This is a genomic window from Streptomyces sp. NPDC046727 (genome assembly GCF_040645635.1).
Lineage (GTDB): Bacteria > Actinomycetota > Actinomycetes > Streptomycetales > Streptomycetaceae > Streptomyces.
Window position 1 is genome coordinate 1 of sequence record NZ_JBEYYR010000048.1, and the last position, 22836, is coordinate 22836.

A 22836-nucleotide genomic window follows, 5' to 3' on the forward strand; every position below is an offset into this window, starting at 1 on the left:
GCGGTGGTGGGTGACGGCTGTGACCTGGTGGTCGACGTGGTCGCCTACGACGCCGGGCACGCACGGCAGTTGACGGGTCTCGCCGCCCTGCTGGGGCGCGTGCGGTCAGGCCTTGGCGGGCCTGGCGCAGGCGCCCGCGGCACACGCGGTGAGCCACTGGTCGAAGTCGGCGTCGTAGCGGGTGCCGATGCCGTCGTGGTAGACGGCGTATCCGCCGGCGTAGTCACCGACGCGGAAGCGGGCGAGCATGCCCTGGACGTCGTCGGGGTGCCGCTCGATCATGTAGCGCGCGGCGAGGTATCCCCACGGGTAGGTGCGGGTCACGTCGCTGTTGTCGTAGGTGTTCTCGAACAGGGTGCTCAGCCGGTACGTGTGCTTGCCGGCCTCCTGGACGGCCTGGTCGTCGGTGAGGCCCCGGTAGCTGTAGGAGACGTACTCGGCGATGCCCTCGATCCACCACACGTCCGGCACGGAGATCTGGTGGGCGAAGTCGCCCCTCATGTCGTCGCGGGCGTCCAGGAAGTGCGTGTACTCGTGGTTGAGGTTCCAGATCCGGGCCGGGAAGCCGTTGTCGTAGTTCTTCTGGTACATGATCGACATCGGCTGGTTGGCCGGGTCCGACGGGTCGCCGCCCAGGGTCATGCCGCCGTTGTCGGTGCTGATGCCGTACATCGCGCCGGCGTACATCTGGTAGTCGGCGCGGCTGGTGAAGACCACGAGCCGGAGGGTCGAGGCGTACTGGCCGGGTATCGGGCCGCCGGCCCGCACGACCGAGCGGAAGTAGGCGTCCTGGCCGAGCACGCTGGTGCAGGCGGCGCCGAGGTCGGCGGCGGACAGGGCCTGGGCGCGGACGGTGACGTTCGCGTCGCAGCGGTGAGTGACGGGCAGGACGGCCCTGTCGAGCTTCTCCGGCAGGTTGCAGACGTCGTAGTACGCGCAGTCGGCGCTGTCGTAGGAGTTGGCCTGGGTGGCCACCGCCACCCACAGCCCGGCCGTCGGGCCCGTGATCCCGGTCCGGTCCAGCAGGTCCTTGGCCAACGGCCGTGCGGTGTCCCGCAGTTCGGGGTGCTCGACGTAACGGGCCACGTTCATCCCGGCGTTGGAGTCCAGGAAGGCCAGGTCGGTGCCGAGCTGGTCGGTGTTGGCCAGCGCGAAGTCGTACAGGGTGTCGATGATGCGCGGGTCGGCCTCGACCGCCCGCACGTACTGCGGGTTCCAGTTGCCGCGCCACAGCGGGGTGTAGACGTCGTTGACGGCCCTGATCATGCTGGCTATGGAGTCGTACGAGCTGTCGTAGTCGTTCAGCAGCCGCCGGTAGACGTACAGGTAGCGGCCCTGCTGGTCGGCGCTGTCGGTGAGGATCACGGTCTCGCCGAGGATGTCGCCGTTGGCCGCCGTGACGTCCCCGGAGTGGGAGCGGGCGAAGAAGGTGTCCAGGCCGCCGGTGACGGCGGTGGTGAGCCGGGAGGTGTACGGGCCCACGTCACCGGGGTGGTTGAACTGGACGTAGTAGCCGGCGCGCAGGAAGAGGACCAGCTGCAGCAGGCTGCCGGAGTTGTCGCCCTGGTACCGTCCCGCGGTGCGCGTGAACGCGTTCGCCACGGTCAGCATCTGGGCCTGGCGGAAGATGTCCCGGGCGTCCGTTCCGGTCACCGAGAAGAGCGTGTTGACGCAGTCCGGGGTCGCGGCCTTGACGTAGGAGACGAGCGCGGTGCCGGTACGGCTGCCGAAGTCGCCCGGGGTGCAGGAGGCCGCCTTCGCCGCGTGCGCGGTCGGCCGGGTGAACGTCGGCTGCAGCGGCGGGAGTTGGGCCGGGTCGAGCCGTTCGGCCTGGGTCGCGGGGCGCTCGGTGGCGGCGGTGGGCGCGGCTGCGGGCGACGGCACGGGGAGGTGCGCGCGGGGTGCGGCGGCCGTGCCGGTGTGCGGCTGGGGTGCGGCCAGGGCCGGGGTGGACAGCAGGCCGGCCAGGGTGACGCAGACGGCGGCGGCGCCGGCGATGCGGCCGATCGTGCCTCTCGGCACGCGTCCGGGCAGCGCGAAGCGATAGCGCATCTGGATTCCTCCACGAAGAAATGCGCCTCTGTGGGGTGTTGAGGCGTGTGAGGCACTGTCTCAGCGCACCACCCGGCGCAACAATGGCGTGTGACATAGCACATGGCACTGGCCGCTCATAACATCGCCGACCCGTCACTCCGCCGTCATGCCGGGGCGCCCACGCGCCCCGGCATGGTCACGGCCGCCCGCCGCCTACCCGCGCCACGGCCCGGTCACCGCGAACGTGGTGCCGGGCGTGTAGCAGTTGACGTACATCGTCTCCCCGTCGGGCGAGAAGGTGACCCCGGCGAACTCTCCCCACTCGGGCTCCGTCTCCGTCCCGATGTTCTGCCGGCCCCGGGCCATCGCGTACACCTCGCCCTGGCGGGTCAGGCCGAAGACGTGCTGCGCACCGTTGCCGTCCTCGCAGACCATCAGGCCGCCGCTGGGCGTGAGGCAGATGTTGTCCGGGGACTCGCCGGGCAGCTGCACGTCGGTGTCCGGGCCGAACACGACGACCAGACTCAGCCGGCGGCGCGCGGGGTCGTAGCGCCAGACCTGGCCGTAGTGGTCGGCCGCGGAACCGTCCGCGCTACGGGCGAAGGACGACACGAAGTACACACAGCCGCCGCCCCAGTAGCAGCCCTCCAGCTTCTGCGCGTGCGTGATGCCCCCGCGCCCGTAGTCCTGGAACCGGGTCGGCGTGGACGCGGCCGACGGATCGGGGACGTCCACCCACTCGATGCCGTCGAAGTGCGCGCCGGGCTGCCGGATCGTCGACAGGTCCGGTACGCCGGGCACCCGCATCGCCTGGAGCCGGCCGCCCGCGCGCAGCGAGCCGACGCCGCCCAGTGGCTTGGCCGGCAGGAAGCGGTAGAAGAGGCCGAACGGCTTCTCGAAGGCGTCCTCCGTCTCGTAGACGACGCCGTCGCGCGGGTCGATCGCGACCGCCTCGTGCTGGAAGCGGCCCATCGCGGTCAGCGGGACCGCGCCGGTGAGGTGCGGTTCGGTGGGGTGGACCTCGAAGACGAAGCCGTGGTCCTTGGTGTAGCCGTTGGTTCCTGCCCGGTCCTCGGTCTCCTCGCAGGTCAGCCAGGTGCCCCAGGGGGTGCGGCCGCCGGCGCAGTTGACGGCCGTGCCGGCGATGGCGACCCGCTCCGAGAGCACGCGTTGACGGCTGTCGAGCGTCAGGGCCGTACAGCCGCCCTTGCCCGCCGGGTCGTAGGTGAGACCGCTGACGGCCGGGACCGGGATCTCGGCGGTGACACGGTTCTCGTGGTTGCGCACGAGGTGCGTCCGGCCCCTTCGGCCGGCGAACGCGGCCATGCCGTCATGGTGGGAGGGCACACGGCCCTCACCCGAACGGAGCTGGTCGCCCTCACGGGAGAGCACGGTGTAGCGGAAACCTTTCGGCAGGTCGAGCAGGCCGTTCGGATCGGGAACGAGCGGACCATGACCGGCGTGGCCGAGGCTCTGGGCGGCGGCGGTGCCCGCGAAGACCTCGGACAGGGCCCCGGTGAAGGCGATGCCCACTCCCAGGGCGCTGGCGCGGGACAGGACCTGACGGCGCGTTGCGGACATACGGCAGCAACCTTCCTGCTGGCGGACAGGAACTGTGACCCCGCCGTGTCTATCACCTGGTGCGGGCCGCGGGAACCACGCGCGGAGCACATGTCACTCCGCCACGGAGTGGTCTCCCGCGTCTCCTAGGCCCCGGCGACGCTCCAGGTGCGCGAGGCCCAGGTGCGCAGGTGCGGGGCCTGGGCGACGAGGTCCCGGTACGCGTCCGTGGCGGACTGGAACACCGTCTCCACGACGTCGTCGGTGACGGTGTCCGGCCGCCAGGCCAGCACGTACCGGCACCACAGCGGGGAACCCACGAGCGGTTTGACGACGACGTGCGGGATCGGCCGCAGCGTCGGCTGCACCAGGGACACCCCGAGACCGTCGGCGATCATGCTCTGCAGCTGGGTCTGGTCGCCGAGCCACTCGTGCACGGTGACCGGTGTGAACCCGGCCGCCGCGCAGGCGTCGTAGAACACCCCCGGCCAGCCGGCGCCGTCGTCCGGGGTCACGAACCACGCGTCCTCGGCGAGGTCGGCGAGCTGCACCTGAGCGCTCTGCCGCAGCCGGTGCCGGGAGGGCAGGGCGACGAACGTGGGCTCGGTGACGATCCCGCGGTGCCGTACGGCGGTCGAGTGCCGCAGTTCCATGCCCGGGTAGTCGGCGGCGATGGCGGCGTCCACCGCGCCGTCCTCCAGCAGCTCCACGATCCGCGAGGACGCGTAGACGCTGGTGACCGAGAGGGTCAGCTCGGGGAGCCGAGCGCGGACGCGGGAGACCGTGCCGGACAGCATGGGTGAGTTGGTCGCGGCCACGCGCAGGGTCCGGCGGGGGCGGTCGGCGGCCGTGCGGTGCCCGATCGCGGCGGCCCGCGCGAGGACATCCCGGGACTGTTCGACGACCTCGGCGCCGTACCGCGTCGGCCGGACCCCGCTCGGCCCGCGTTCGAAGAGCGGCTCGCCCAGGTGGCGTTCGATGCGCCGGAGCTGGGTGCTCACGGCCGGCTGCGAGTAGCCCAGCTGTGCGGCGGCGCGGCCCACACTGCCCGCGTCGGCGATCGCGCACAGCACCCGCAGATGCCGCAGCTCCAACTCCATCGGTTCACTCCCCGTTCCGTCCCACAGCCGGTTCCCGAGCGCACCTCACCCGGGAAACCAGAGCTCACAGCCCCTGCCGGCCGAGGTCGCGGCCGGCGGACCGAAGCGTTCCATGGCGTCCTCCGCGGCACAAGGCGCAGGTCCGCCAGGGTGCCGGAGGGTGCCGGCCGTACGCTGCGGGCCTCAGCCGGTCCCTGCCGAGGCGTGGTGTTCGACGTACGACGTCACGAAGGGGTGATCCTCGTCGACCTCCAGGGAGAGGGCGCGGGTGACGGGCAGTTCCTCGACCTCGCTGACGCGTTCCCACCGGTAGCCGGCCGGAGCGTTGCGTCGTGGCCAGGAACGGGTTCGGGCGGTCGAGCGGGATCCGACAGCGGCGACGAGGTGCCGCATCGCCTCGTTCTTGCCGGGCATGTCGATGAGGCCGGCGAGCCGGACCAGAGCTTCGCGGTCACGGCACGACCATTCCCACGCGTCGTTGAAGCCGCCGTTGTACCGGATGCGGCGGTGCCGCACATAGCCCCAGACGGCGAGGCGCAGCATGGCCGCTTCCACGTCGCGAATCATGCGCTCGCTGGCGAGGGTGATGGCGACACGGGCCATGAGCCGGTTACCGGCCTGCTCCTTGCAGTAGACGTTGCCGTCGCAGGCCATGAGACGGCCCAGGAGGATGGCGAGCTGGTCGTTGGGCAGCGTCCATGCCCAGTCGGGGAACGCCTTCTCGCGGGCGCCCTTCCCCTCGAGGCCCCAGGCGCGCACACGGTCGACCACGGGGTTCCACCGGCCGGAGCCGATCGCGCGCGGCCGGTGCGAGGTGTCCAGGTTCCGCACGACGTAGTGGTACGGGCGGCTGCGCATCACGTACAGGTCGCATCCCAGCCGGTCGACCATGCCGCGGAACTCGTCGAGCGCGGCACCGTCCTGCTGGGTGAAGCTGACCTGGCCGGGCTTGGTCGTACCACCGTCACCGAGCAGGTAACCGAGGAGTGCCACGTCGTCCGGGTCAGCCGGGAGCGCGCCCCGGGCGGTGTGCTGTTCCGGGACCAGCACCAGGTCATCCGGCTGGAGCTTCGCCACCGCGGTCCAGCCGCGGACGCACGGGGTGAGGGTGACGGTGCCCTTGGCCCTGCCACCCTTGATGCTGCTCTCCGCCAGGGCGGACCACAGGGGGTGCTCGGCGGCGCGGATGATCTCGCGTCCGGAGTGCGTCCGGACGCGATAGGCGGCCTCGTGCCGGTTCCAGTCGGCGCGGGCCCGGCGCGGCACCTGCGCGCCGTCCGTCTCGCGCCAGGCGATGACGTCGAACTCGGTACCGACCAGCGCATCGGCGGTGACCATCCGGCCGTCGGCCAGGGGTATGCGTTCCTCCATGAGGACGCATTTTCCTCCACCGAACCCGAACCCGAACCCCATGTCGTGCCCGGTCGCTTCACTCGGCGTGCGCCCTGCGGATCCCCGGTCGACGATGTGCCAGAAGGGCCGCACCCGGCGGCTCGCCGCTCAAGGAGGCCCTGTGCGCATCCGCATCGCTGTCGCCACCCTCATGCTCGCCGCGGCCGCCGTCGCCGGCACCGCCACTACCGCCACCGCACAGGACGAAGACGAACCCAACGCCGCCGACGAGTCCGGCCTGACCAGCTTCGGTAACGAATCGGACCTGCTCTCGAACGTCAACGTGTGCCAGCTTGAAACGTACGCCGTCGCCGTCCCCGTCATTTCCACGGACGAGAGCGAAGGCTCGTGCCTGGCGTCTGCGGACTGACAGGCGAGTGCCGCGGCCCGGTGTGACGTCGTCGCGGGTCGTCAGCGCTCTCCGGAGTCGCCGTGCCGCGCGGCGAGTTCGATGCCGCGGACCCTGCGGAGCCAGCCGGCGAGCAGCCGGAGTGCGACTCCGCACCCGGCGCACCAGCCCCAGCCCTCGGTGACCAGGGCGTGGAAGCCGTCCTGGTACTGGATGTACACGACCTGCGCACCCACGCCCAGCGCGATGCACCCGTGCGTGCGCGACTCGTCCGCCAGCAGCCAGTCCACCGGCATCCACACAGGAGTTGCGAGATCACTCAGCCGCATGCGGAGCGCGGCCCGGAGGAAGCCGAGGGCGTAGCTCATCCTGCGGGACGCGGAGAGGACGACGCCGTGGTCGGGGTCGCCCGCGAGGACGGCGGTCCACTCCTCCCGGAGGTGTGCCCTGCGGCTTCCGGCGATGAAGGAGGCGAAGTCGAGCGTCCGCAGCGCGGCCCTGCCCCGCGGCTGAGCGGTTCCCGCGGCGCCGACGGACTCGCCCTCGGCCGACTGCGGGCGACTATTGCGCAGGGCGACGAACACCAGCCCTGCCATGCCTACCAGGATTGAGACCGCCGTCGCCGCGCCGAACAGCCAGCCCGCGGTGAGCAGCGTCCGCGCGAAGCCGGGCTCGGGATCAAGCATCTTCAGTCCGTAGCCGACGAGCAGGAAGATCGCCGCCGCCGTGCCGAAGAGCACCGGCGCCAGTACCGCGACCACGGCCATCACCCCGGAGCCGGCGGGCTCGGGGCCAGAGATCTCGGAGCGCTCCTCCTCCGTGCTCACGCCATGCCCCCGTCGATCGCCGTGCGCCGCCCGAAGAACCGGGGCTTGCGCTCGCGGGCCCGGTGGGCCGCCTGCTCGCCGACAGCGGTGAGTTCGTAGTAGTACCGCTTCGGCCGCCCCGGGTGCTCGCCCGTCTCCTCGTACCGGGTGACCCACCCGGCGGCGACCAGGCGCTCCAGGATCGGGTACACCGTCCCGGAGCCGAGGCCGGTCTCCTCGCAGATCTTCAGTCCCCACGCGGGATCGTCGGCGGTGGACGACAACAGCACTCCGATGACCCCAAGTGTGGGCGTGGTCAGCCGAATTGACGTCATGTCACCAGTGAAGCACCGCGCCGACCGTATGTCGAGAACGACAATCCCCGGACACCGGCCGGCCGCGCGCTCGGGCGGCCGGCCGGCGACGGCGTGCCGAGCCGGGACTCAGTGGCGGCCCAGCACCTCCGCCACCCGGATGAACCCGTCCGTGCCGTGGCCGAGGCCGATGACGCGGCGGGCCTGCCCCTCCACGGACCGCATCACGCCCGCGTCGATGCCGTGGGACTCGGAGACGGCGACGACATGGGCCATGGTGGAGACGGCCGAGGTGATGGGGTTGATCTCGCCGGAGTAGGTGCCGCTGTCCGCGTCCTCGGCGAACGTCTCGAACAGCGGCGGCAGGATCGCACCGATGCCCTGGGCGAACGGGGCCAGTTCCCGGGCGGTGACGCCCTCCGCCCGGGCGATCGCCACGGCGTGCGCGTAACCGGCCATCGCGGTCCAGAAGATGTCGAGGAGCGCGATGTCGAAGGCGGCGGCGCGTCCGATCTCCTCGCCCAGGTGGGTGTGCGTCCCGCCGAGCACGTCCAGCGCCGTCCGGTGCCTGTCGTAGAGGTCGCGGGGACCGCTGTGCAGGAAGACGGCCTCCGGGGTGCCGATGCTGGGGGCGGGGGTCATGATCGCGCCGTCCAGGTAGTCGATGCCCTGGGCCGCCGCCCACTGAGCGGTGTCCCGGGCGCGGTCCGGGGTGTCGGCGGTCAGGTTCACGACGGTACGGCCCTTCAGCGCGCGGGCGACCTCGTCACGGCGCAGGATCGCGTCGGCGGCGTCGTAGTTCACCACGCAGACGACGATCAGCTCCCCCGCCGCCACGGCCTCTTCGGCCGACGCGGCACCGGCCGCGCCCTGCTCGGTCAGCTCGCCGTCCTTCCCCGGCGTGCGGTTCCAGACCGTGGTCCGAAGGCCGGCCTTGAGGAACGCGCCCGCCAGCGACCGGCCCATGGGGCCGAGGCCGAGCACGGTGACGGCAGGAAGATTCAGAGCTGTGGACATGTTGCAACTCCCGTATGTGGTGACCGTAAGTGATGAGGAAGAGCGGCCGAAGCGGCCGTGAGGAACCGAAGAGGACGACGATGACGCGCAGCCGTGCTCAGGACCCGAACGTCTGCGGAGTGACCGCCGCGATCGCAGTGATCGACGGCAAGTGGAAGACGTCGCTGCTGTGGCTGCTGGAGTCCGGCCCGCACCGGCCCGGCGAACTGCGCCGCCTACTGCCCGGGTTGAGCGAGAAGGTGCTGACCCAGGCGCTGCGCGAGATGGCGGAGGACGGGCTCGTGCACCGGGAGGTGCACGACGTGCTGCCGCCGAAGACCGTGTACTCGCTGACCGCGTTCGGCCGTGACCTGGCCGAGGCACTGGACCCCCTGGCCGAGTGGGGCCACCGCCGGCTGGGCCGGCTCCGCGAGCGCGCACACGGAGCGGCGTCCTGAGGCGGTGCGGCTGTCACCTCCTTCTCTGCTCTCCGGCAGCCCCTGACCTCGGGAAACAGCCTCTCCCGGGCTGGCGGGGGCTGCCAAGTACCCACAAAAAAGTGGGTGGTCCGGCGCCTGCGGACCCAGAGTCGGCACGGGTGCGGAGCCCCTGCGGCCGGGCCCTGCCCCCTTGACGCCCCGGCCCCCCGGTGCGAGCTTGTGTCGGCGGGTTTTATCGATACAAGGGATCTCGGACGGGAGGACCCCGTGCCCGTCGCGACCGCGATCGTCAACCTCGACATCGAGGGCCCGAGGATCAGCCGCCATCTGTACGGGCACTTCGCCGAGCATCTCGGGCGGTGTGTCTACGGCGGGTTCTGGGTCGGCGAGGACTCCCCGATCCCGAACGAGGGCGGCATCCGGCTGGACGTCGTCGCGGCCCTGCGCGCCCTGGACATCCCCAATCTCCGCTGGCCGGGCGGCTGTTTCGCCGACGAGTACCACTGGCGGGACGGCATAGGACCGCGCGAGCAGCGGCCCCGGACGGTCAACACCCACTGGGGGAACGTCGAGGAGAACAACCACTTCGGCACCCACGAGTTCATGGCCCTGTGCGAACTGCTCGGCGCCGAGCCGTACATCAGCGGCAACGTCGGCAGCGGCACGGTCCGGGAGATGAGCGAGTGGGTGGAGTACCTCACCCGGGACGGCGACAGCCCCATGGTGCGGCTGCGCCGGGCCAACGGCCGCGAGGAGCCGTGGCGGGTGCGGTTCTGGGGCCTCGGCAACGAGACCTGGGGCTGCGGAGGCAACATGCGTGCCGAGTACTTCGCCGATCTGGCCCGCCAGTACGGCACGTACTGCCGCGACCACGGTGACAACAAGCTGTACCGGATCGCCTCGGGCGCCTCCGACGACGACTACGCGTGGACCGAGACGCTGATGCGGCAGATCAACTGCTTCGGCTGCGAGGCCACCCCGCGCACCTACTACCAGGCGCTCTCGGTGCACTACTACACGCTGGCCGGCCCCTGGGAGGCGAAGGGCAGCGCCACCGTCTTCGACACCGACGACCACTACCGCACGATGCTCTCCGCACGGCGCGTGGACCGCGTCCTGACCGGTCACTCCACCGTCATGGACTGCTACGACCCCGGGCGCACCGTGGGTCTCGTGCTGGACGAGTGGGGCACCTGGTGGGACGTCGAGCCGGGCACGAACCCCGGTTTCCTGTTCCAGCAGAACACGCTGCGCGACGCGCTCGTGGCGAGCGTCCACCTCGACGTCTTCCACCGGCACGCGGCACGCCTGGTCATGGCGAACATCGCGCAGACCGTCAACGTCCTGCAGGCGATGGTCCTCACGGACGGGGACGCGCTGGTGCTCACGCCGACGTACCACGTCTTCGAGATGAACAAGGGCCACCAGGACGCCGCCTCACTGCCCGTGCACCTGCGCGCGGAGCGGGCGCGGCGCCAGGTCGGGGACGCGGTGCTGGACACGCTGTCCGTGTCCGCGAGCGTCAAGGACGGCAGGCTGCTCGTCTCGCTCAGCAATCTGGACGCGGAGGAACCGGCCGAGGTGAGCCTGGACCTGCGCGGCGGCCGGATCGGCGAACCTCTCGCCCGCGTCCTCACCGCCGACCGGCTCCAGGCGCACAACACCCCCCAGGCGCCCACGGCCGTGGCACCGCGCCCGTTCGACGGCGTGACCGTGACCGGCGCGGGGCTGGCGCTCGCCCTCCCGCCGCACTCCTTCGTCACCGTCCAGGCCCCCATGTCCCTGCCGGACTGAGAGGACACGACCGTGAACCGACCCCTCCCCGACCGCCGGCTGCGTCCACCGATGGGCTGGAACAGCTGGGACTGCTACGGCACGACCGTCACCGAGCAGGAGGTGCTCGCCAACGCCGAGTTCATGCGGGACCACCTGCTCGCGCACGGCTGGGACACCGTGGTGGTGGACATCCAGTGGTACGAGCCGACGGCCCGCGCCCACGGGTACAACGCGGACGCCCCGCTGGTCCTGGACGCGTACGGCCGTCAGCTCCCGGCACCGAACCGGTTCCCCTCCGCCGCCGGCGGGGCGGGTTTCGCACCGCTCGCCGCGCGCGTCCACGCTCTCGGGCTGCGGTTCGGCCTGCACATCATGCGGGGTGTCCCGCGCCGGGCCGTCGCCGCCCGACTGCCCGTAGCCGGAACGGAGTTCACCGCCGACGAGATCGCCGACACGGGCTCCGTCTGCCCCTGGAACCCCGACAACTACGGCCTGGACCACGACCATCCGGGCGCCCAGGCCTACTACGACTCCCAGGTCGCCCAGTTCGCCGCGTGGGGCGTGGACTTCGTGAAGGCCGACGACATGCTGGTCCCGTACCACGAGCGGGAGATCGCGGCCTACGCGCGGGCCGTCGAGCGCAGCGGCCGGCCGATCGAGCTGAGCCTGTCCCCCGGCACCGACGTCTCCCTGGCCCGTCTGGACCATCTGCGCGAACACGCCACCATGTGGCGTGTCTGCGACGATCTGTGGGACCGGTGGGAGGACGTCGAGGCGCAGTTCGCCCGGATGGCCCGGTGGGCGCCCTGGCAGGGCGCGGGCGGCTGGGCGGACGCCGACATGCTGCCGCTCGGCCGCATCGGCATCCGCGCCGAACGCGGCGACGACCGGCTGTGCTCCCTCACCCGGCCCGAGCAGACCAGCCTGCTCACCCTGTGGCTGATCTCCCGGTCACCGCTGATGATGGGCGGCGACCTGCCCACCAGCCCGCCCGAGACCCTCGAACTCCTGACCAACGACGAGGCGCTCGCCGTACTGTGGCACAGCACCGGCAACCGCGAGGTGCTCCGCGAGGACGGTCTCGTCCTGTGGACCGCCCGCGACACCGACGGCCGTACCCGGTACGCCGCCGTGTTCTCCCTCGCCGGCGAGCCGCGCCGGTACGAGGTGCCGCTCGGCTCGATCGGCGCCCGCCCCGCCGACCGGATCCGCGAGCTGTGGACCCACGCCGACACCCCGCACGACGGCAGGCACCTCACCGTCCGCCTGCCCGCCCACGGCGCCGCCCTCTATCGTCTGGCCGAGGACAGCGGGCGGGACTGAGCGTGGCGACGATCCAGGACGTGGCGAAGGCGGCCGGCGTGTCGGCGATGACGGTCTCCAACGTCATCAACGACCGCCCCCATGTGCGCCCCGCCACCCGCGCCCGCGTCCTGGAGGCGATGGCCCGGCTCGACTACCGGGTCAACGTGGCGGCCCGCAACCTCCGCAAGGGCCGCACGGGAACCATCGGCCTCGCGGTCCCGGAGGTGAACCGCCCGTACTACGGCCGGCTGGCCGCCGCCCTCATCACGGCGGCCGGCAGGCACGGCCTCCGGGTGAGCATCGAGCAGACCGGCGCCCGCCGGGAGGACGAGCTGGCGGCGCTGTCCCAGTCCCGCAACCGGCTCTACGACGGGCTGATCCTCAGCGCCGTCGGCATGGGCCGGGCCGATGTCGAGGCGATCGAGGTGGACCACCCGGTGGTGATCCTCGGCGAGCGGATCTTCGGCGGCCCGGTGGACCATGTCGCGATGCCCAATGTGGCGGCGTCCGCCGCCGCGACCCGGCATCTGATCGAGCGGGGCTGCCGGCGCGTGGCCCTGGTCTGCGGCGAACTGCGCGACGAGGCCGATGTGTCGAGCCTCAGGCACGCCGGCTACCGGCAGGCGCTGGCCGCGGCCGGCCTGCCCGCGGACCCCGCGCTGGTGCAGAGCCTTCCGGCACTCACCATGGAAGCGGCGGCCCGGCGGGCCCGGGCGATGGTGGCGGACGGCCCGGCCTTCGACGGCGTGTTCTGTGTGACGGACACCGTGGCGATGGGCGTGCTGCGCGGCCTCGCGGACGCGGGAGTGCGGGTGCCGGAGCAAGTCAGGGTGATCGGGTTCGACAACGTCGACGAGAGCGCGTTTCTCGTCCCCTCGCTGTCCACGGTGGATCCGGACCACGACCTCATGGCCGAGCGGGCCGTGGCTCTGCTGGTCGCCCGGATGGGCCGGGAGGGGCCCCCGGCGGTCCAGGAGGAGTTCGTCGGCCCGTTCTCCCTGGTGATCCGCGAGTCCACGGGCGGCTGAGCCGACCTGCGCAGTGATCCCGTTTTGCCTACACCTTTTAGGGAGTTCCATAATCGCTTCGGACAGACGGGAGAAGAGCCATGGCGCGTGCGGGTCTGACCGCCGAACGACTGGTCCGTGCCGGTGCGGAGCTGGCCGACGAGGTCGGCTTCGACCAGGTGACGGCGTCCGCGCTGGCCCGGCGCTTCGACGTCAAGGTCGCGAGCCTGTACTCGCACCTGAAGAACTCCCAGGACCTGAAGACGCGGATCGCGCTGCTCGCCCTGGAGGAGCTGGCCGACCGCGCCGCCGAAGCACTGGCCGGCCGGTCCGGCAAGGACGCCCTCGGCGCCTTCGCGAACGTCTACCGGGACTACGCCCGCACCCACCCCGGCCGCTACACGGCGGCCCGGTACCCGCTGGACTCCGCGACTGCGGCCGGCAGCGCGGGCGTCAGGATCGCCCAGCTGACCCGGGCGATCCTGCGCGGCTACGACCTGACCGAGCCGGACCAGACCCACGCGGTCCGCCTGCTGGGCAGCGTCTTCCACGGCTACGTCAGCCTGGAGGCGACCGGCGGCTTCAGCCACAGCGCGCCCGACTCGCAGGAATCCTGGACCCGCATCCTGGACGCCCTCGACTCCCTGCTGCGCAACTGGCCGGCCCGCGCCTGAGACGCGCCGGGCTCGCAGCACGCGGAGCCGCCGCGCATCGCCCGACCGGGCGGCTCACTCCAGGTGGGCGAAGACGACCAGGTTGTCGGTGTAGTCCCGGACCTCGTGGTCGTAGTCCCCGGCGCAGGTGATGAGCCGGACCTCGGGGCGCGCGGCGTCCGCGTACACGCGCTCGCTGGGGAAGTCGTCCTTGGCGAAGGTCTCGGTGTCGTCCACGACGAAGTCCGCCGTGCGCCCGTCGGACCGCTCCACGGAGAACCGGTCGCCGGGCGCCAGCTCGTCGAGATCGGCGAAGACGGCCGCGGAGGTCACCGTGTCGACGTGCCCCGCGATGATCGCGGTGCCCTGCTCGCCGGGCGAGACCCCCGCGGCGTACCAGCCGACGAGATTGGTGTCGGCGGCGGGCGGGGGCTGCAGCTGGCCCGAGGCGCCGATGGCCAGGGTGGTGAAGGGGGCGTCCACGGAGATCTTCGGGATGCGCAGGCGGGTCGGTGTGGAGCGGGGCAGTGCCTCGCCCGGCTGCCGCGGGCCGGTCGGCGAAGCCGCGCCGACGCCCGATGCCTGGTGCGCCTCCGGCTTGTCGTCCGCGCCGTGATGGCCGCCGAACATGCCGACGGCGAGGAACACGGCCGCCACACCCCACAGCGTCAGCCGCCCGCCGCGGCCGGAGGGCTGCTCGTCCGGTGCCGGTGCTGAGGGGGTCGAGGAGGGATCTGCTGCCATCGGACACCACCTCACTCGGGCACGGCAGCACGGGGATCAGGGCAGGGGTGGGACGGCGCCGGAACCGGCGTCCGGGCGGGGTGCGGGGGCGCGGGCCGCCGACACGGCCGGCGTATCGGCGGCGTCCGCAGTCCCTGGACACGGCGGCCCGTCAGGTTGCCGGCTACGCGGTCTTCTTGCGGCGCAGCGCGTACGCGCCGGTGGCGGCTACGCCGAGCACGGCGAGGCCGCCCGCGGTGACACCGGGCGTGGCGAGCGCGCCGCCGCCGGTGTGCATGCCGCCGCGCGGCTTGCCGTGCTCGTCGTCGTCACCCCAGTCGCCCTTGCCACCTTTGCCTCCTTTGTCTCCCTTGTCTCCCTTCTCTTCCTTGCCGCCACCGTCGTCGTCACTGTCCTTGTCCCGGTAGCTCTCGGGGTCGAACCGGCTGTCGCCGCCGGAACCCCAGTCGTCGCTGCGCACCGCGGCGAGCGCTCCGCCACCCGTGTGCATTCCGCCGCGCGGTCCGTCGTGTTCCCCTCCGTCGTCCCGCTTGCTGCCGTAGTCATTGTCCTGCTCCCTGTCGGAGCCCTTGTCACGGTCACTGTCTGAGCCCTTGTCACGGTCGGAGTCGCTGTCCTGCTCCCTGCTGTACGAGGAGTCGTCACGGCCGCCGTCGTGCTCGGCCGGTACGGCGGACGCGGCGCCGGGCGTGGCGAAGGCGAGGGCGGCCGTGGCTGCCGCCGTCGCCAGGAGCGTGCGGGCAGAGCGCATAGTGATGTCCTTCCGCCGTGACCGGGCAGCGGATACCTCATCAGCTGGATGGACCCGGTCCCGACATGAACCACCGTCAGTGAGGCCCCTGGCTCCCACCATCCGGGCCGCCCAGCCGGGTCAACACGCCACCCGTCTGCCCCAGCGCGCCTCCTCCGCGTCCCCTCGTCCGGGCCAGTCGCCGAGGCGGTCGTACGCCTGCACGAGTGATCGACTCGTACGCCGGCGGGGGCGCGGCCGGCGGCCGTCCGATGTCCAGCACGCGGTCCGGCGGTGTGGCCGTACCGGGAAGGAGGCGCTCCCATGCCCGTGAACACCCTCTTCGGTCCGGGGGTCCGTCGGCCGGCCGCCGCGTGGGCCGGTGCCCTGGTCGCCGTCGCCGCCGTCACCGTCCCGGCCCGTGCCGGGGCGGAGACGGTGGCGGAGTATCCGGTCACCACGACGGCCGGCGCCGCTCCCGCCGGCATCACCGGCGGCCCGGACGGCGCCCTGTGGTTCGCGGAGCACGGCGCGGGACGGATCGGGCGGATGGCGGCGGACGGGACGGTCACCGACTTCCCGACCTCCGGCCCGGACACCGGTCCGACCGAGATCGCGCAGGGGCCGGACCGGGCCCTGTGGTTCACCGAGGCCGCCGCGGGCCGGATCGGCCGTGTCACCACCTCCGGCCGGCTCACCGAGTTCCGGCTGCCGAGGGCCGACAGCGGCCCGGCCGGGATCGCGCTCGGACCGGACCGGGCCCTGTGGTTCACCGAGGCGACCGGGAACCGGATCGGCCGCATCACGACCGCGGGCCGGATCACCGAGTATCCGGTGCCCACCCCGGACGCCTCTCCCCACTCCATCGCGGCGGGCCGGGACGGCGCCCTGTGGTTCACGGAGCTGAGCGGCGGCAAGGTCGGGCGGATCACCGTCTCCGGGCGGATCACCGAGTTCCCGCTGCCCGGCGGGGCCGGCTTCCCGGGCGGCATCGTCGCCGGGCCGGGCGGCATGTGGCTCACCGCGTCCGGCGTGCGGGCGGCCGTCCGGATCGACTACGAGGGGCGCGTCACCCGGTTCCCGCTCCCGGGGCCGGACACCCTGCCGGGCGGCATCACCCGCGGGCCCGACGGTCACATCTGGTACGCCGACCAGTCCGGCCGCATCGGCCGGATCACCGCGACCGGCAGGATCAAGACGTTCCCGGTACCGGACGGCGCCGACAAGGTGCCCCTGCGCCTGACGGCCGGGCCGGGGCGGGCCGTGTGGTTCACGGAACTGCTGGGCAACGCCCTCGGCCGTGTCCGCGTCGGGTGACGCCGGGCACACCTGTCCCGGCCACGGCCGTCTTGTTGTGACGGCTGTCAGGAAGCAGGCTGGTGCCGACAGCACGGCAGGCCGACGCGGTGGGAGGAAGCAGTGGCGGACGGAATGGCCCGGGTCCTGTGGGAGCGGTACGAGCCGGTGCACGATCTCGTGTACTTCGCGCCGGAGGCACCGCGGGCGGCGGAGGGGCTCGGGCTGCGCGGGTACTGGATGGGCTACTTCGCACTGCGCGCCGCCCCGCTCGGCGCCGCGACTCCGTCCGTGGTGACGAGCTGTTTCTACGTCTTCCACCCCGCGCGGGTGGCCCGGGCGCTGCCGGACGCGTGGACGTTCGCCGCTCCCGCGGACGTGCTCGCGGCCCGCCAGGAGGCGATGGACGCCGCGATGACGCGCCTGTTCGGCGCGGACACCGTCGGCTCCGCCGGGTTCACGGAGGCGGCGGACCTCGCCTGGGAGGCCGCGGCGAGCGCGGACACCGCGGGCAGGGTGCTGGCCGCCGCCAATCAGGCGCTGCCGCGCCCGGACCGGCCCACCGCCCGGCTGTGGCAGGCTCTGACGACCCTGCGCGAGCACCGGGGCGACTCCCATGTGGCGGTGCTGGTCAGCCTGGGGCTCGGACCGGTCGAGGCCATGGTGCTCAAGGCGGCCGCCGGCGAGTCCGACGGGACCATGCTGCGCGAGGGCCGGAAGTGGACGGAGGCGGACTGGGCGGCTGCCGAGGCACGGCTGCGCGCGGACGGCCTCCTTGCGGCGGACGGCGCACTCACACCGGCGGGCGCGGCCGTGCGCGCGGAGGCCGAGGCGCTCACCGACGCGGCGGCCGAAGGGCCGTGGTCCGTGCTGGGCGCCGAGCGGAGCGGACGCCTGGCCGCGCTGCTGGAGCCGCTGGCCCGCGCCGTCGAGGAGGCGGGCCTGCTGCCGCCCGGCAATCCGGTGGGGCTGACCCGGAGGTCGTCACCGGTCGGCGGCTGAGGGCGCTGCGGTCGCCGGCGCCCCCGCCCGGGGTGCCGGGCCGGGGGCGCCCCGTGCGGGCGACGGGTCCTGCGGGTTACCAGGTCACCGGCAGCCGTTCGGGGATCCGCTTCATGAACCCGGTGCGCCATACCAGTTGGCCCGGCGGGACGGCGAGCGTGAGGTCCGGCAGCCGGTCGAGCAGGACCTCCAGGGCGATGCGGGCGTGTGTGCGGCCGAGCGCGGTCGCGGGGCAGTAGTGGGCGCCGCCGCCGAAGGAGAGGTGGTCGGCGGTGTTGTCGCGGTGGACGTCGAAGCGGTGCGGGTCGGGGAACTTCTCCGGGTCGAGGTTGGCGCCCTCCACCAGGACGAGGACGAGTTCGCCGGCGCGTATGTCGACATCGCCGAGCCGGACGTCCTCGAGGGCGAGGCGGGGCAGGGCGTCGCCGATGGAGAGGTTCACCCGGAGCAGTTCCTCCACACCGGGGCCGATGAGATCGGGGCGGTCCCGCAGCAGGTCGCGGGCGATGGGGTGGGTGAGCAGGTAGACCAGGGCCATGGTGAGGAAGCCCGAGGTGGAGATGACGCCGGCGCCGAACAGGGTGACGCCGACGGTGGCCAGCATCTCGTCGCTGAGGTGCGCGTAGTCGGGGTCGTCGCGCAGGGCGGCGAGTTCGGCCATCAGGCCGCCTGTCGCCGGGTCGTCGAGCAGGGTCGTCATCCGGGCGATGTCCCGGTCCCAGTTGAGCCGGGCGCCGGTGACGGGGCACGGGGAGTTCATGAAGGCGATGTCCAGGCTGCGCAGGAAGGCCGGGGCCTCGGCCTGCCCGATGCCGAGGATGCGGCAGTGCATCCCGGCCGAGTACGGCTCGCAGAACGCCCCGCGCAGGTCGGCCGTCGGCCCGTCGGCGACGATCGCGTCCACCAGACGGTGGGCCTCCTCGCGCATCCACTCCATCAGGCCCGGCGCCTTGGGGTTGAGCGCCTTCATCACCGCGCGGCGCAGCCCCGCCCCGGTGATGTTGCCCATGTTGTTGACGACCTCGGGCGGGATCGTGAGCGCGTACTGCCGGGGCACTCCGGGCGCGGAGGTGTCCTTGAGGGAGAACCGGTCGTCCTTGAGCACCTGGGCGCACAGGTCGTACGACGACACCAGCCAGGCCTCGTCGCCGGCGATGGTCCGCACGCGGCGCACGGGGGTGGCGGCGCGCAGTTCCCCGACCTCGGCGGGCACCCGGGTGCCGTCCCAGGAGAACGGGAAGCCGGGCAAAGGGGGGTGGTCGGTGCGGGTGTCCGGGGCGGTGGTCATGTCGGGGCTCCTTCGAGGGCGGCGGGGGTGACGATGGCGTGGCCCTGGTTGCGGGAGGCGCGCAGGCCGGCGCCTCGGGAGTACAGCAGCTCGGCCATCGGCAGGAGCTGGTGGTAGCAGTTGAGCGAGGAGGGCACCTTGAGGATGGCGGGGGTGTCCAGGAACAGCGGGGCCTCGGCGCACACGTACTCCAGGCACACGGCGCGCTGCCGTTCGGTCGGATCCTCGCCACGCGCGGTGAGGAATCGATTCACCAGGTCTTCACAGACGGTCCGGAAGGCACCGTCGGAGACCAGCCGCGCCTTGAGGTGCCGGTGGATCTCCTGGTAGGCGGGGTTGGTGCGGAATTCCGACATCGGATGCCAGTCCAGCCGGGTGCCGTCCGGATCGGCCGCCGACACCGCGTCACGGACCTTGGCGCGCACGCCGCGCAGGTTCTTCACGGCCTTGCGGCGGGCCTCGTCCGGTGGATAGCCGGAGGCCTCGTACATCTCGGCGACGTACAGGTCGGTGTAGACGAAGTCGACCCGGTCGAAGTGGTCCAGCCCCCAGCGGGCGAGATCGTGCAGGCGCCGGGCGGAGAAGTAGCTGTTGCCCGGGGACACACCGATCACGGCGTGCGCGCCCTCACCGAGGATGACCTCGCAGTGGGAGGTGTACGGCTGGACTTCGAAGACGTCGGCCATCAGCACGGATGCTGTGGTCAAAGGGGGAAATCCTCCGCCGCGCGCTAGTCCCTGTGGGCCCTGTGCCCCCGGTGTGGCGACGCGGCGGCATCACGCTAGCCGTACGGAATCACCACGGGTAGTAACTGCCTGGGTTTGGCTGAAATCAGTCGTATCAACGGTTGAAGTGCTCAGGACAGGGCCACAGTTGCGGGCCGTACCCTGGGCCCGTGGTCAACCGAGACGAGGATCCAGGACAGGTGGCGGCCCGGCTCACCGGGCGCCCGGTCACCGGGGCCCGGCCGTCGTCGGGCTCGCCCGCCGAAGTGCTGCTGGACGGCGGGACACCGGTGATGGTCAAGCGCGGCGACGGTCCGCGGGCGGTACGCGCCGAGGTGGCGGGGCTGCGCTGGCTGGGCGCCGTCGGCGCGGTCCGGGTGCCGGCGGTGCTCGGGCACGACGAGCACTGGATGGTGACCGAGCGGGTGCCGACCGGGTCCCCCGACCCGGAAGCGGCGCTGCTTTTCGGCCATTCCCTGGCCGCGCTGCACGCGGCCGGCGCACCGCATTTCGGGGCGCCGCCGCCCGACGGGCCCGAGGACGCCTACATCGGCCGCGCGCCGATGCGCAACGCGCCGGGCGCCGACTGGCCCCGCTGGTACGCCGAGCACCGCGTGCTGCCGTATGTGCGCGGCGCGGTCGACAGCGGCACCCTGCGTCCGGGCGAGGCGGCCGTGTTCGAGCGGGTCTGCGCCCGACTGCCGGAGCTGGCGGGCCCGGCCGAGCCGCCGGCCCGGCTGCACGGCGACCTGTGGAACGGAAATGTGCTGTGGGGCGCCGACGGCGAGGTCCGGCTCATCGACCCGGCCGCGCACGGCGGACACCGGGAGACCGACCTGGCGATGCTCCAGCTGTTCGGCTGCCCTCACCTGGACCGGGTGCTCGCCGGCTACCGGGAGGCGGCGCCCCTGGCCGACGGCTGGCGGGACCGGGTCGGGCTGCACCAGCTGTTCCCGCTTCTGGTGCACGCGGTGCTGTTCGGGCGCGGATACGCCGAACAGGCGCTGGCGGCGGCGCGTTCCACGCTGGCGGAGTGATATCCACAACACCGCCTCCGAGCTGCGATTACGCAGCGTAAGGAAACCAATCACCCGTTCGATTCGTATAAGGACGTGAAAGCCGAATCAGGGAGAGACCATGCAACCGTTCACGCTCAACTACGCGCGCCCCGCAGTGCAGTTGGACGTCACCACTCCGTACGCGTACGACTCCGGACTGCAGTTGAACGTCCTCCCGGACGGGCGGATCGCCGCCACCGACCACGCGACGCTGAGAGCACTGGGGACAACGACCTCGACCGCCGGTTCCAAGACGCACTTCGACGACTGAACCGCGGGTTTCGAACAATGACCGTGCTCATCCTGACCAGTGAAGAAGACGTGACGGCGGACATGGTGGTCCTCCGGCTGGGCGAGGCCGGCGTGCCCGTCGTCCGGCTCGACCCCGCCGATCTCACGAACGGGGTGGCGCTGTCGGGCGAGTACGTGCAGGGCGCCGGCCGGGGACATCTGTCCGTCGGCGGGCGCCTGGTGAGCATGAACGGCCTGCGCTCCATCTGGGTGCGCAGACCGGGAGACCCGGCCGCCCGCGCCGCCCAGCCGTCCGCCTGGCTGACGGAGGAGTCGTCGCAGGCGCTGTACGGCATGCTGCGCTGCAGCGACGCCCGCTGGATGAACCATCCGGACGCCGCCCGCCGCGCCCGCCACAAACCCTGGCAGCTGCATCTGGCCCAGCGCAGCGGACTCGCGGTGCCGGCCACCCTCATCACGACGTTCCCGCAGGCGGCGCGGGAGTTCGCGGAACGCTTCCCGGACCTGGTGGTCAAGCCCGTCTCCGGCGCGCACCCGCAGGAGCCGCCCCGCGCGGTGCCGACCAGCCGGGTGGCTCCGGACACCGACTTCACCGCGGTGGCCTTCGGCCCGACCCTGCTGCAACGGCGGGTCCCCAAGCGGGCCGACATCCGGCTCACCGCCGTCGGCGGCACACTGCTGGCCGCCCGCAAGCCCGCCGACCCCGACGCCCACCCGGACGACGTGGACGTCCGCTTCGCCCCGTCGATCTCTCCCTGGCTGCCGGCGGACGTGCCGCCACGCGTCGCCGAGGGCGTGCTGCGCTACCTGGCGGGCGCGGAACTGGCGTACGGCGCCTTCGACTTCGCGGAGGACGCCGACGGGATCTGGTGGTTCCTGGAGTGCAACCAGTCCGGCCAGTTCGGGTTCATCGAGATGGACACCGGCCAGCCGATCGCCGCCACCATCGCCAAGTGGCTCGCGGGGCAAGGGGATTCGGGCCGCCGGTGTGCGGAGGGCGACCGGAGCGCAGCCTCTTGAGGGTGCGGGGAACGGCTCGGAGAAGGGAACGCGACATGCGCATCGGACTGCTGGGGACGGGCCCCTGGGCGCGGGCGGCGTACGCTCCCGCCCTCGCCGGGCACACCGGCCTGGAGTTCGCCGGGGTGTGGGGGCGCCGGCCGGAGGCGGCCACGGAGCTGGCGGAGCGGTACGGCGTCACCGCGTACGCCGACGTGGACGCGCTGCTGGCCGACGTGGACGCGGTGGCGGTGGCCCTGCCGCCGTCCGTGCAGGCCGAGCTGGCGGTGCGGGCGGCCCGGGCGGGCCGCCATCTGCTGCTGGACAAGCCGCTGGCGGTGTCGGTCGCCGAGGGGCGGGCCGTCGCGGAGGCGGTGGAGCGGGCCGGGGTGGCGTCCGTGGTGTTCTTCACCGCGCGCTTCCAGAAGGAGCCGGAGGCCTGGATCGAGGAGCAGGCCGGCGTGACGGGCTGGTTCACGGCGCGGGCGCAGTGGCTGGGCGCGGTGTTCACGAGCGACAGCCCGTTCGCCGCCTCGCCGTGGCGGCGGGAGAAGGGCGCGCTGTGGGACGTCGGCCCGCACGCCCTGTCGGTCCTGCTGCCGGTCCTCGGCGACGTACGGCAGGTCGTGGCGGCGGCGCACGGTCCGGCGGACACCGTCCATCTGGTGCTCGACCACGCCACCGGCGCGTCCAGCACGCTCACGCTGAGCCTGACGGCCCCGCCGGCGGCGGCCGGGGCCGATGTGGAACTCCGCGGCGAGGCGGGCGTGACGGTCCTGCCGGGCAGTTCCGAAGGAGCGGTCCCGGCACTCTCCCGGGCCGCCGACGCGCTGGTGCGGTCCGCCCGCACGGGCCGCCCGCACGCCTGCGACGCCGCGTTCGGCCTTCGGGTCACCGAGATCCTGGCGACGGCGGAGGCGCGGCTGGCGAACAGCATGGACTAGCCGGCCGTGGCCCGGCGCCCGCCTCCTGATGCCGTCGGCGATGTCGCACCCGGGTCGGGCATGGCA

22 protein-coding genes and 1 pseudogene are annotated in these 22836 nt (G+C 72.7%); 12 read left to right on the plus strand and 11 right to left on the minus strand.

Going from position 1 to position 22836, the window contains the following annotated elements; genetic code table 11:
• Positions 1-105: 105 nt before the first annotated feature.
• From ABZ937_RS37975 to ABZ937_RS37990, 4 genes are all read right to left on the minus strand, one after another.
• Positions 106-2052 (minus strand): collagenase, encoded by a 1947-nt coding sequence (locus ABZ937_RS37975; RefSeq protein ID WP_361699083.1) that lies wholly within the window; start codon positions 2050-2052, stop codon positions 106-108.
• A 195-nt stretch (positions 2053-2247) separates the two neighbouring features.
• Positions 2248-3615 (minus strand): alkaline phosphatase PhoX, encoded by a 1368-nt coding sequence (locus ABZ937_RS37980; RefSeq protein ID WP_361699085.1) that lies wholly within the window; start codon positions 3613-3615, stop codon positions 2248-2250.
• Between the two features lie 125 nt (positions 3616-3740).
• A complete protein-coding gene (locus ABZ937_RS37985) occupies positions 3741-4694 on the minus strand; it encodes a LysR family transcriptional regulator (RefSeq protein ID WP_361699087.1) in 954 nt (317 codons plus the stop codon).
• A 183-nt stretch (positions 4695-4877) separates the two neighbouring features.
• Complete coding sequence (locus ABZ937_RS37990; RefSeq protein WP_361699089.1) at positions 4878-6065, minus strand: hypothetical protein; 1188 nt, start codon at positions 6063-6065, stop codon at positions 4878-4880.
• Between the two features lie 142 nt (positions 6066-6207).
• Between ABZ937_RS37990 and ABZ937_RS37995 the strand changes: the two genes are divergently transcribed.
• The gene (locus tag ABZ937_RS37995) at positions 6208-6456 is read left to right on the plus strand and encodes a hypothetical protein (protein WP_361699091.1); all 249 of its coding nucleotides are present in this window, start codon (positions 6208-6210) and stop codon (positions 6454-6456) included.
• 539 nt (positions 6457-6995) lie between these two features.
• Here ABZ937_RS37995 and ABZ937_RS38000 read toward each other — a convergent pair.
• From ABZ937_RS38000 to ABZ937_RS38010, 3 genes and pseudogenes are all read right to left on the minus strand, one after another.
• Positions 6996-7223, minus strand: a pseudogene (locus tag ABZ937_RS38000) (hypothetical protein); the annotation flags it as partial.
• 35 nt (positions 7224-7258) lie between these two features.
• Positions 7259-7576 carry a PadR family transcriptional regulator gene (locus ABZ937_RS38005; protein WP_361699093.1) on the minus strand — a complete coding sequence of 106 codons (318 nt, stop codon included), beginning with the start codon at positions 7574-7576 and terminating at the stop codon, positions 7259-7261.
• A 108-nt stretch (positions 7577-7684) separates the two neighbouring features.
• Positions 7685-8572 (minus strand): NAD(P)-binding domain-containing protein, encoded by an 888-nt coding sequence (locus ABZ937_RS38010; protein ID WP_361699095.1) that lies wholly within the window; start codon positions 8570-8572, stop codon positions 7685-7687.
• 80 nt (positions 8573-8652) lie between these two features.
• On the opposite strand from ABZ937_RS38010, the gene ABZ937_RS38015 reads away from it, so the two are divergent.
• From ABZ937_RS38015 to ABZ937_RS38035, 5 genes are all read left to right on the plus strand, one after another.
• Positions 8653-9009 carry a helix-turn-helix domain-containing protein gene (locus ABZ937_RS38015; protein WP_361699097.1) on the plus strand — a complete coding sequence of 119 codons (357 nt, stop codon included), beginning with the start codon at positions 8653-8655 and terminating at the stop codon, positions 9007-9009.
• A gap of 249 nt (positions 9010-9258) precedes the next feature.
• Entirely contained in the window at positions 9259-10785 is a 1527-nt protein-coding gene (locus ABZ937_RS38020; protein ID WP_361699099.1) for an alpha-L-arabinofuranosidase C-terminal domain-containing protein, read from the plus strand.
• Positions 10786-10797: 12 nt separating this feature from the next.
• Positions 10798-12090, plus strand: a complete 1293-nt coding sequence (locus tag ABZ937_RS38025) for a glycoside hydrolase family 27 protein (protein WP_361699101.1) — start codon at positions 10798-10800, stop codon at positions 12088-12090.
• A 2-nt stretch (positions 12091-12092) separates the two neighbouring features.
• A complete protein-coding gene (locus tag ABZ937_RS38030; protein WP_361699103.1) occupies positions 12093-13100 on the plus strand; it encodes a LacI family DNA-binding transcriptional regulator in 1008 nt (335 codons plus the stop codon).
• A gap of 80 nt (positions 13101-13180) precedes the next feature.
• On the plus strand, positions 13181-13753 hold the full coding sequence (locus ABZ937_RS38035; protein ID WP_361699105.1) for a WHG domain-containing protein: 573 nt from the start codon (positions 13181-13183) through the stop codon (positions 13751-13753).
• A gap of 54 nt (positions 13754-13807) precedes the next feature.
• Here the strand turns inward: ABZ937_RS38035 and ABZ937_RS38040 are convergent, their stop codons facing one another.
• Positions 13808-14476 (minus strand): class F sortase, encoded by a 669-nt coding sequence (locus ABZ937_RS38040; protein ID WP_361699107.1) that lies wholly within the window; start codon positions 14474-14476, stop codon positions 13808-13810.
• A 163-nt stretch (positions 14477-14639) separates the two neighbouring features.
• A complete protein-coding gene (locus ABZ937_RS38045; protein ID WP_361699109.1) occupies positions 14640-15227 on the minus strand; it encodes a hypothetical protein in 588 nt (195 codons plus the stop codon).
• Between the two features lie 303 nt (positions 15228-15530).
• Here ABZ937_RS38045 and ABZ937_RS38050 point away from each other — a divergent pair, with 303 nt between their 5' ends.
• Positions 15531-16523 (plus strand): hypothetical protein, encoded by a 993-nt coding sequence (locus tag ABZ937_RS38050; protein ID WP_361699111.1) that lies wholly within the window; start codon positions 15531-15533, stop codon positions 16521-16523.
• A 102-nt stretch (positions 16524-16625) separates the two neighbouring features.
• Positions 16626-17504, plus strand: a complete 879-nt coding sequence (locus tag ABZ937_RS38055; protein WP_361699113.1) for a hypothetical protein — start codon at positions 16626-16628, stop codon at positions 17502-17504.
• Between the two features lie 76 nt (positions 17505-17580).
• On the opposite strand, the gene ABZ937_RS38060 is transcribed toward ABZ937_RS38055, so the two are convergent.
• Both ABZ937_RS38060 and ABZ937_RS38065 read right to left on the minus strand, forming a co-directional pair.
• Entirely contained in the window at positions 17581-18792 is a 1212-nt protein-coding gene (locus tag ABZ937_RS38060) for a cytochrome P450 (protein ID WP_361699115.1), read from the minus strand.
• Positions 18789-19499: a tRNA-dependent cyclodipeptide synthase gene (locus tag ABZ937_RS38065; protein ID WP_361699117.1), complete on the minus strand. Its 711-nt coding sequence runs from the start codon at positions 19497-19499 to the stop codon at positions 18789-18791. The genes ABZ937_RS38060 and ABZ937_RS38065 overlap by 4 nt, the downstream gene beginning before the upstream one ends.
• A 218-nt stretch (positions 19500-19717) precedes the next feature.
• On the opposite strand from ABZ937_RS38065, the gene ABZ937_RS38070 reads away from it, so the two are divergent.
• The 4 genes from ABZ937_RS38070 to ABZ937_RS38085 all read left to right on the plus strand — a co-directional run bounded on the left by ABZ937_RS38070 (position 19718) and on the right by ABZ937_RS38085 (position 22770).
• Complete coding sequence (locus tag ABZ937_RS38070) at positions 19718-20554, plus strand: fructosamine kinase family protein (RefSeq protein WP_361699211.1); 837 nt, start codon at positions 19718-19720, stop codon at positions 20552-20554.
• 100 nt (positions 20555-20654) lie between these two features.
• Positions 20655-20846 carry a putative ATP-grasp-modified RiPP gene (gene tgmA, locus ABZ937_RS38075; RefSeq protein ID WP_020938095.1) on the plus strand — a complete coding sequence of 64 codons (192 nt, stop codon included), beginning with the start codon at positions 20655-20657 and terminating at the stop codon, positions 20844-20846.
• Positions 20847-20863: 17 nt separating this feature from the next.
• Complete coding sequence (gene tgmB, locus ABZ937_RS38080) at positions 20864-21847, plus strand: ATP-grasp ribosomal peptide maturase (protein ID WP_361699119.1); 984 nt, start codon at positions 20864-20866, stop codon at positions 21845-21847.
• A gap of 35 nt (positions 21848-21882) precedes the next feature.
• Positions 21883-22770: a Gfo/Idh/MocA family oxidoreductase gene (locus tag ABZ937_RS38085; RefSeq protein ID WP_361699121.1), complete on the plus strand. Its 888-nt coding sequence runs from the start codon at positions 21883-21885 to the stop codon at positions 22768-22770.
• Positions 22771-22836: the final 66 nt, after the last annotated feature.

Excerpts from the sequence above, each read along its gene's own strand:
- ABZ937_RS37975 (WP_361699083.1), bottom strand. The coding sequence starts at position 2,052 with ATGCGCTATCGCTTCGCGCTGCCCGGACGCGTGCCGAGAGGCACGATC.
- ABZ937_RS37980 (WP_361699085.1), bottom strand. The coding sequence starts at position 3,615 with ATGTCCGCAACGCGCCGTCAGGTCCTGTCCCGCGCCAGCGCCCTGGGA.
- ABZ937_RS37985 (WP_361699087.1), bottom strand. The coding sequence starts at position 4,694 with ATGGAGTTGGAGCTGCGGCATCTGCGGGTGCTGTGCGCGATCGCCGAC.
- ABZ937_RS37990 (WP_361699089.1), bottom strand. The coding sequence starts at position 6,065 with ATGGAGGAACGCATACCCCTGGCCGACGGCCGGATGGTCACCGCCGAT.
- ABZ937_RS38005 (WP_361699093.1), bottom strand. The coding sequence starts at position 7,576 with ATGACGTCAATTCGGCTGACCACGCCCACACTTGGGGTCATCGGAGTG.
- ABZ937_RS38010 (WP_361699095.1), bottom strand. The coding sequence starts at position 8,572 with ATGTCCACAGCTCTGAATCTTCCTGCCGTCACCGTGCTCGGCCTCGGC.
- ABZ937_RS38015 (WP_361699097.1), top strand. The coding sequence starts at position 8,653 with ATGACGCGCAGCCGTGCTCAGGACCCGAACGTCTGCGGAGTGACCGCC.
- ABZ937_RS38035 (WP_361699105.1), top strand. The coding sequence starts at position 13,181 with ATGGCGCGTGCGGGTCTGACCGCCGAACGACTGGTCCGTGCCGGTGCG.
- ABZ937_RS38040 (WP_361699107.1), bottom strand. The coding sequence starts at position 14,476 with ATGGCAGCAGATCCCTCCTCGACCCCCTCAGCACCGGCACCGGACGAG.
- ABZ937_RS38045 (WP_361699109.1), bottom strand. The coding sequence starts at position 15,227 with ATGCGCTCTGCCCGCACGCTCCTGGCGACGGCGGCAGCCACGGCCGCC.
- ABZ937_RS38050 (WP_361699111.1), top strand. The coding sequence starts at position 15,531 with ATGCCCGTGAACACCCTCTTCGGTCCGGGGGTCCGTCGGCCGGCCGCC.
- ABZ937_RS38060 (WP_361699115.1), bottom strand. The coding sequence starts at position 18,792 with ATGACCACCGCCCCGGACACCCGCACCGACCACCCCCCTTTGCCCGGC.
- tgmA (WP_020938095.1), top strand. The coding sequence starts at position 20,655 with ATGCAACCGTTCACGCTCAACTACGCGCGCCCCGCAGTGCAGTTGGAC.
- tgmB (WP_361699119.1), top strand. The coding sequence starts at position 20,864 with ATGACCGTGCTCATCCTGACCAGTGAAGAAGACGTGACGGCGGACATG.
- ABZ937_RS38085 (WP_361699121.1), top strand. The coding sequence starts at position 21,883 with ATGCGCATCGGACTGCTGGGGACGGGCCCCTGGGCGCGGGCGGCGTAC.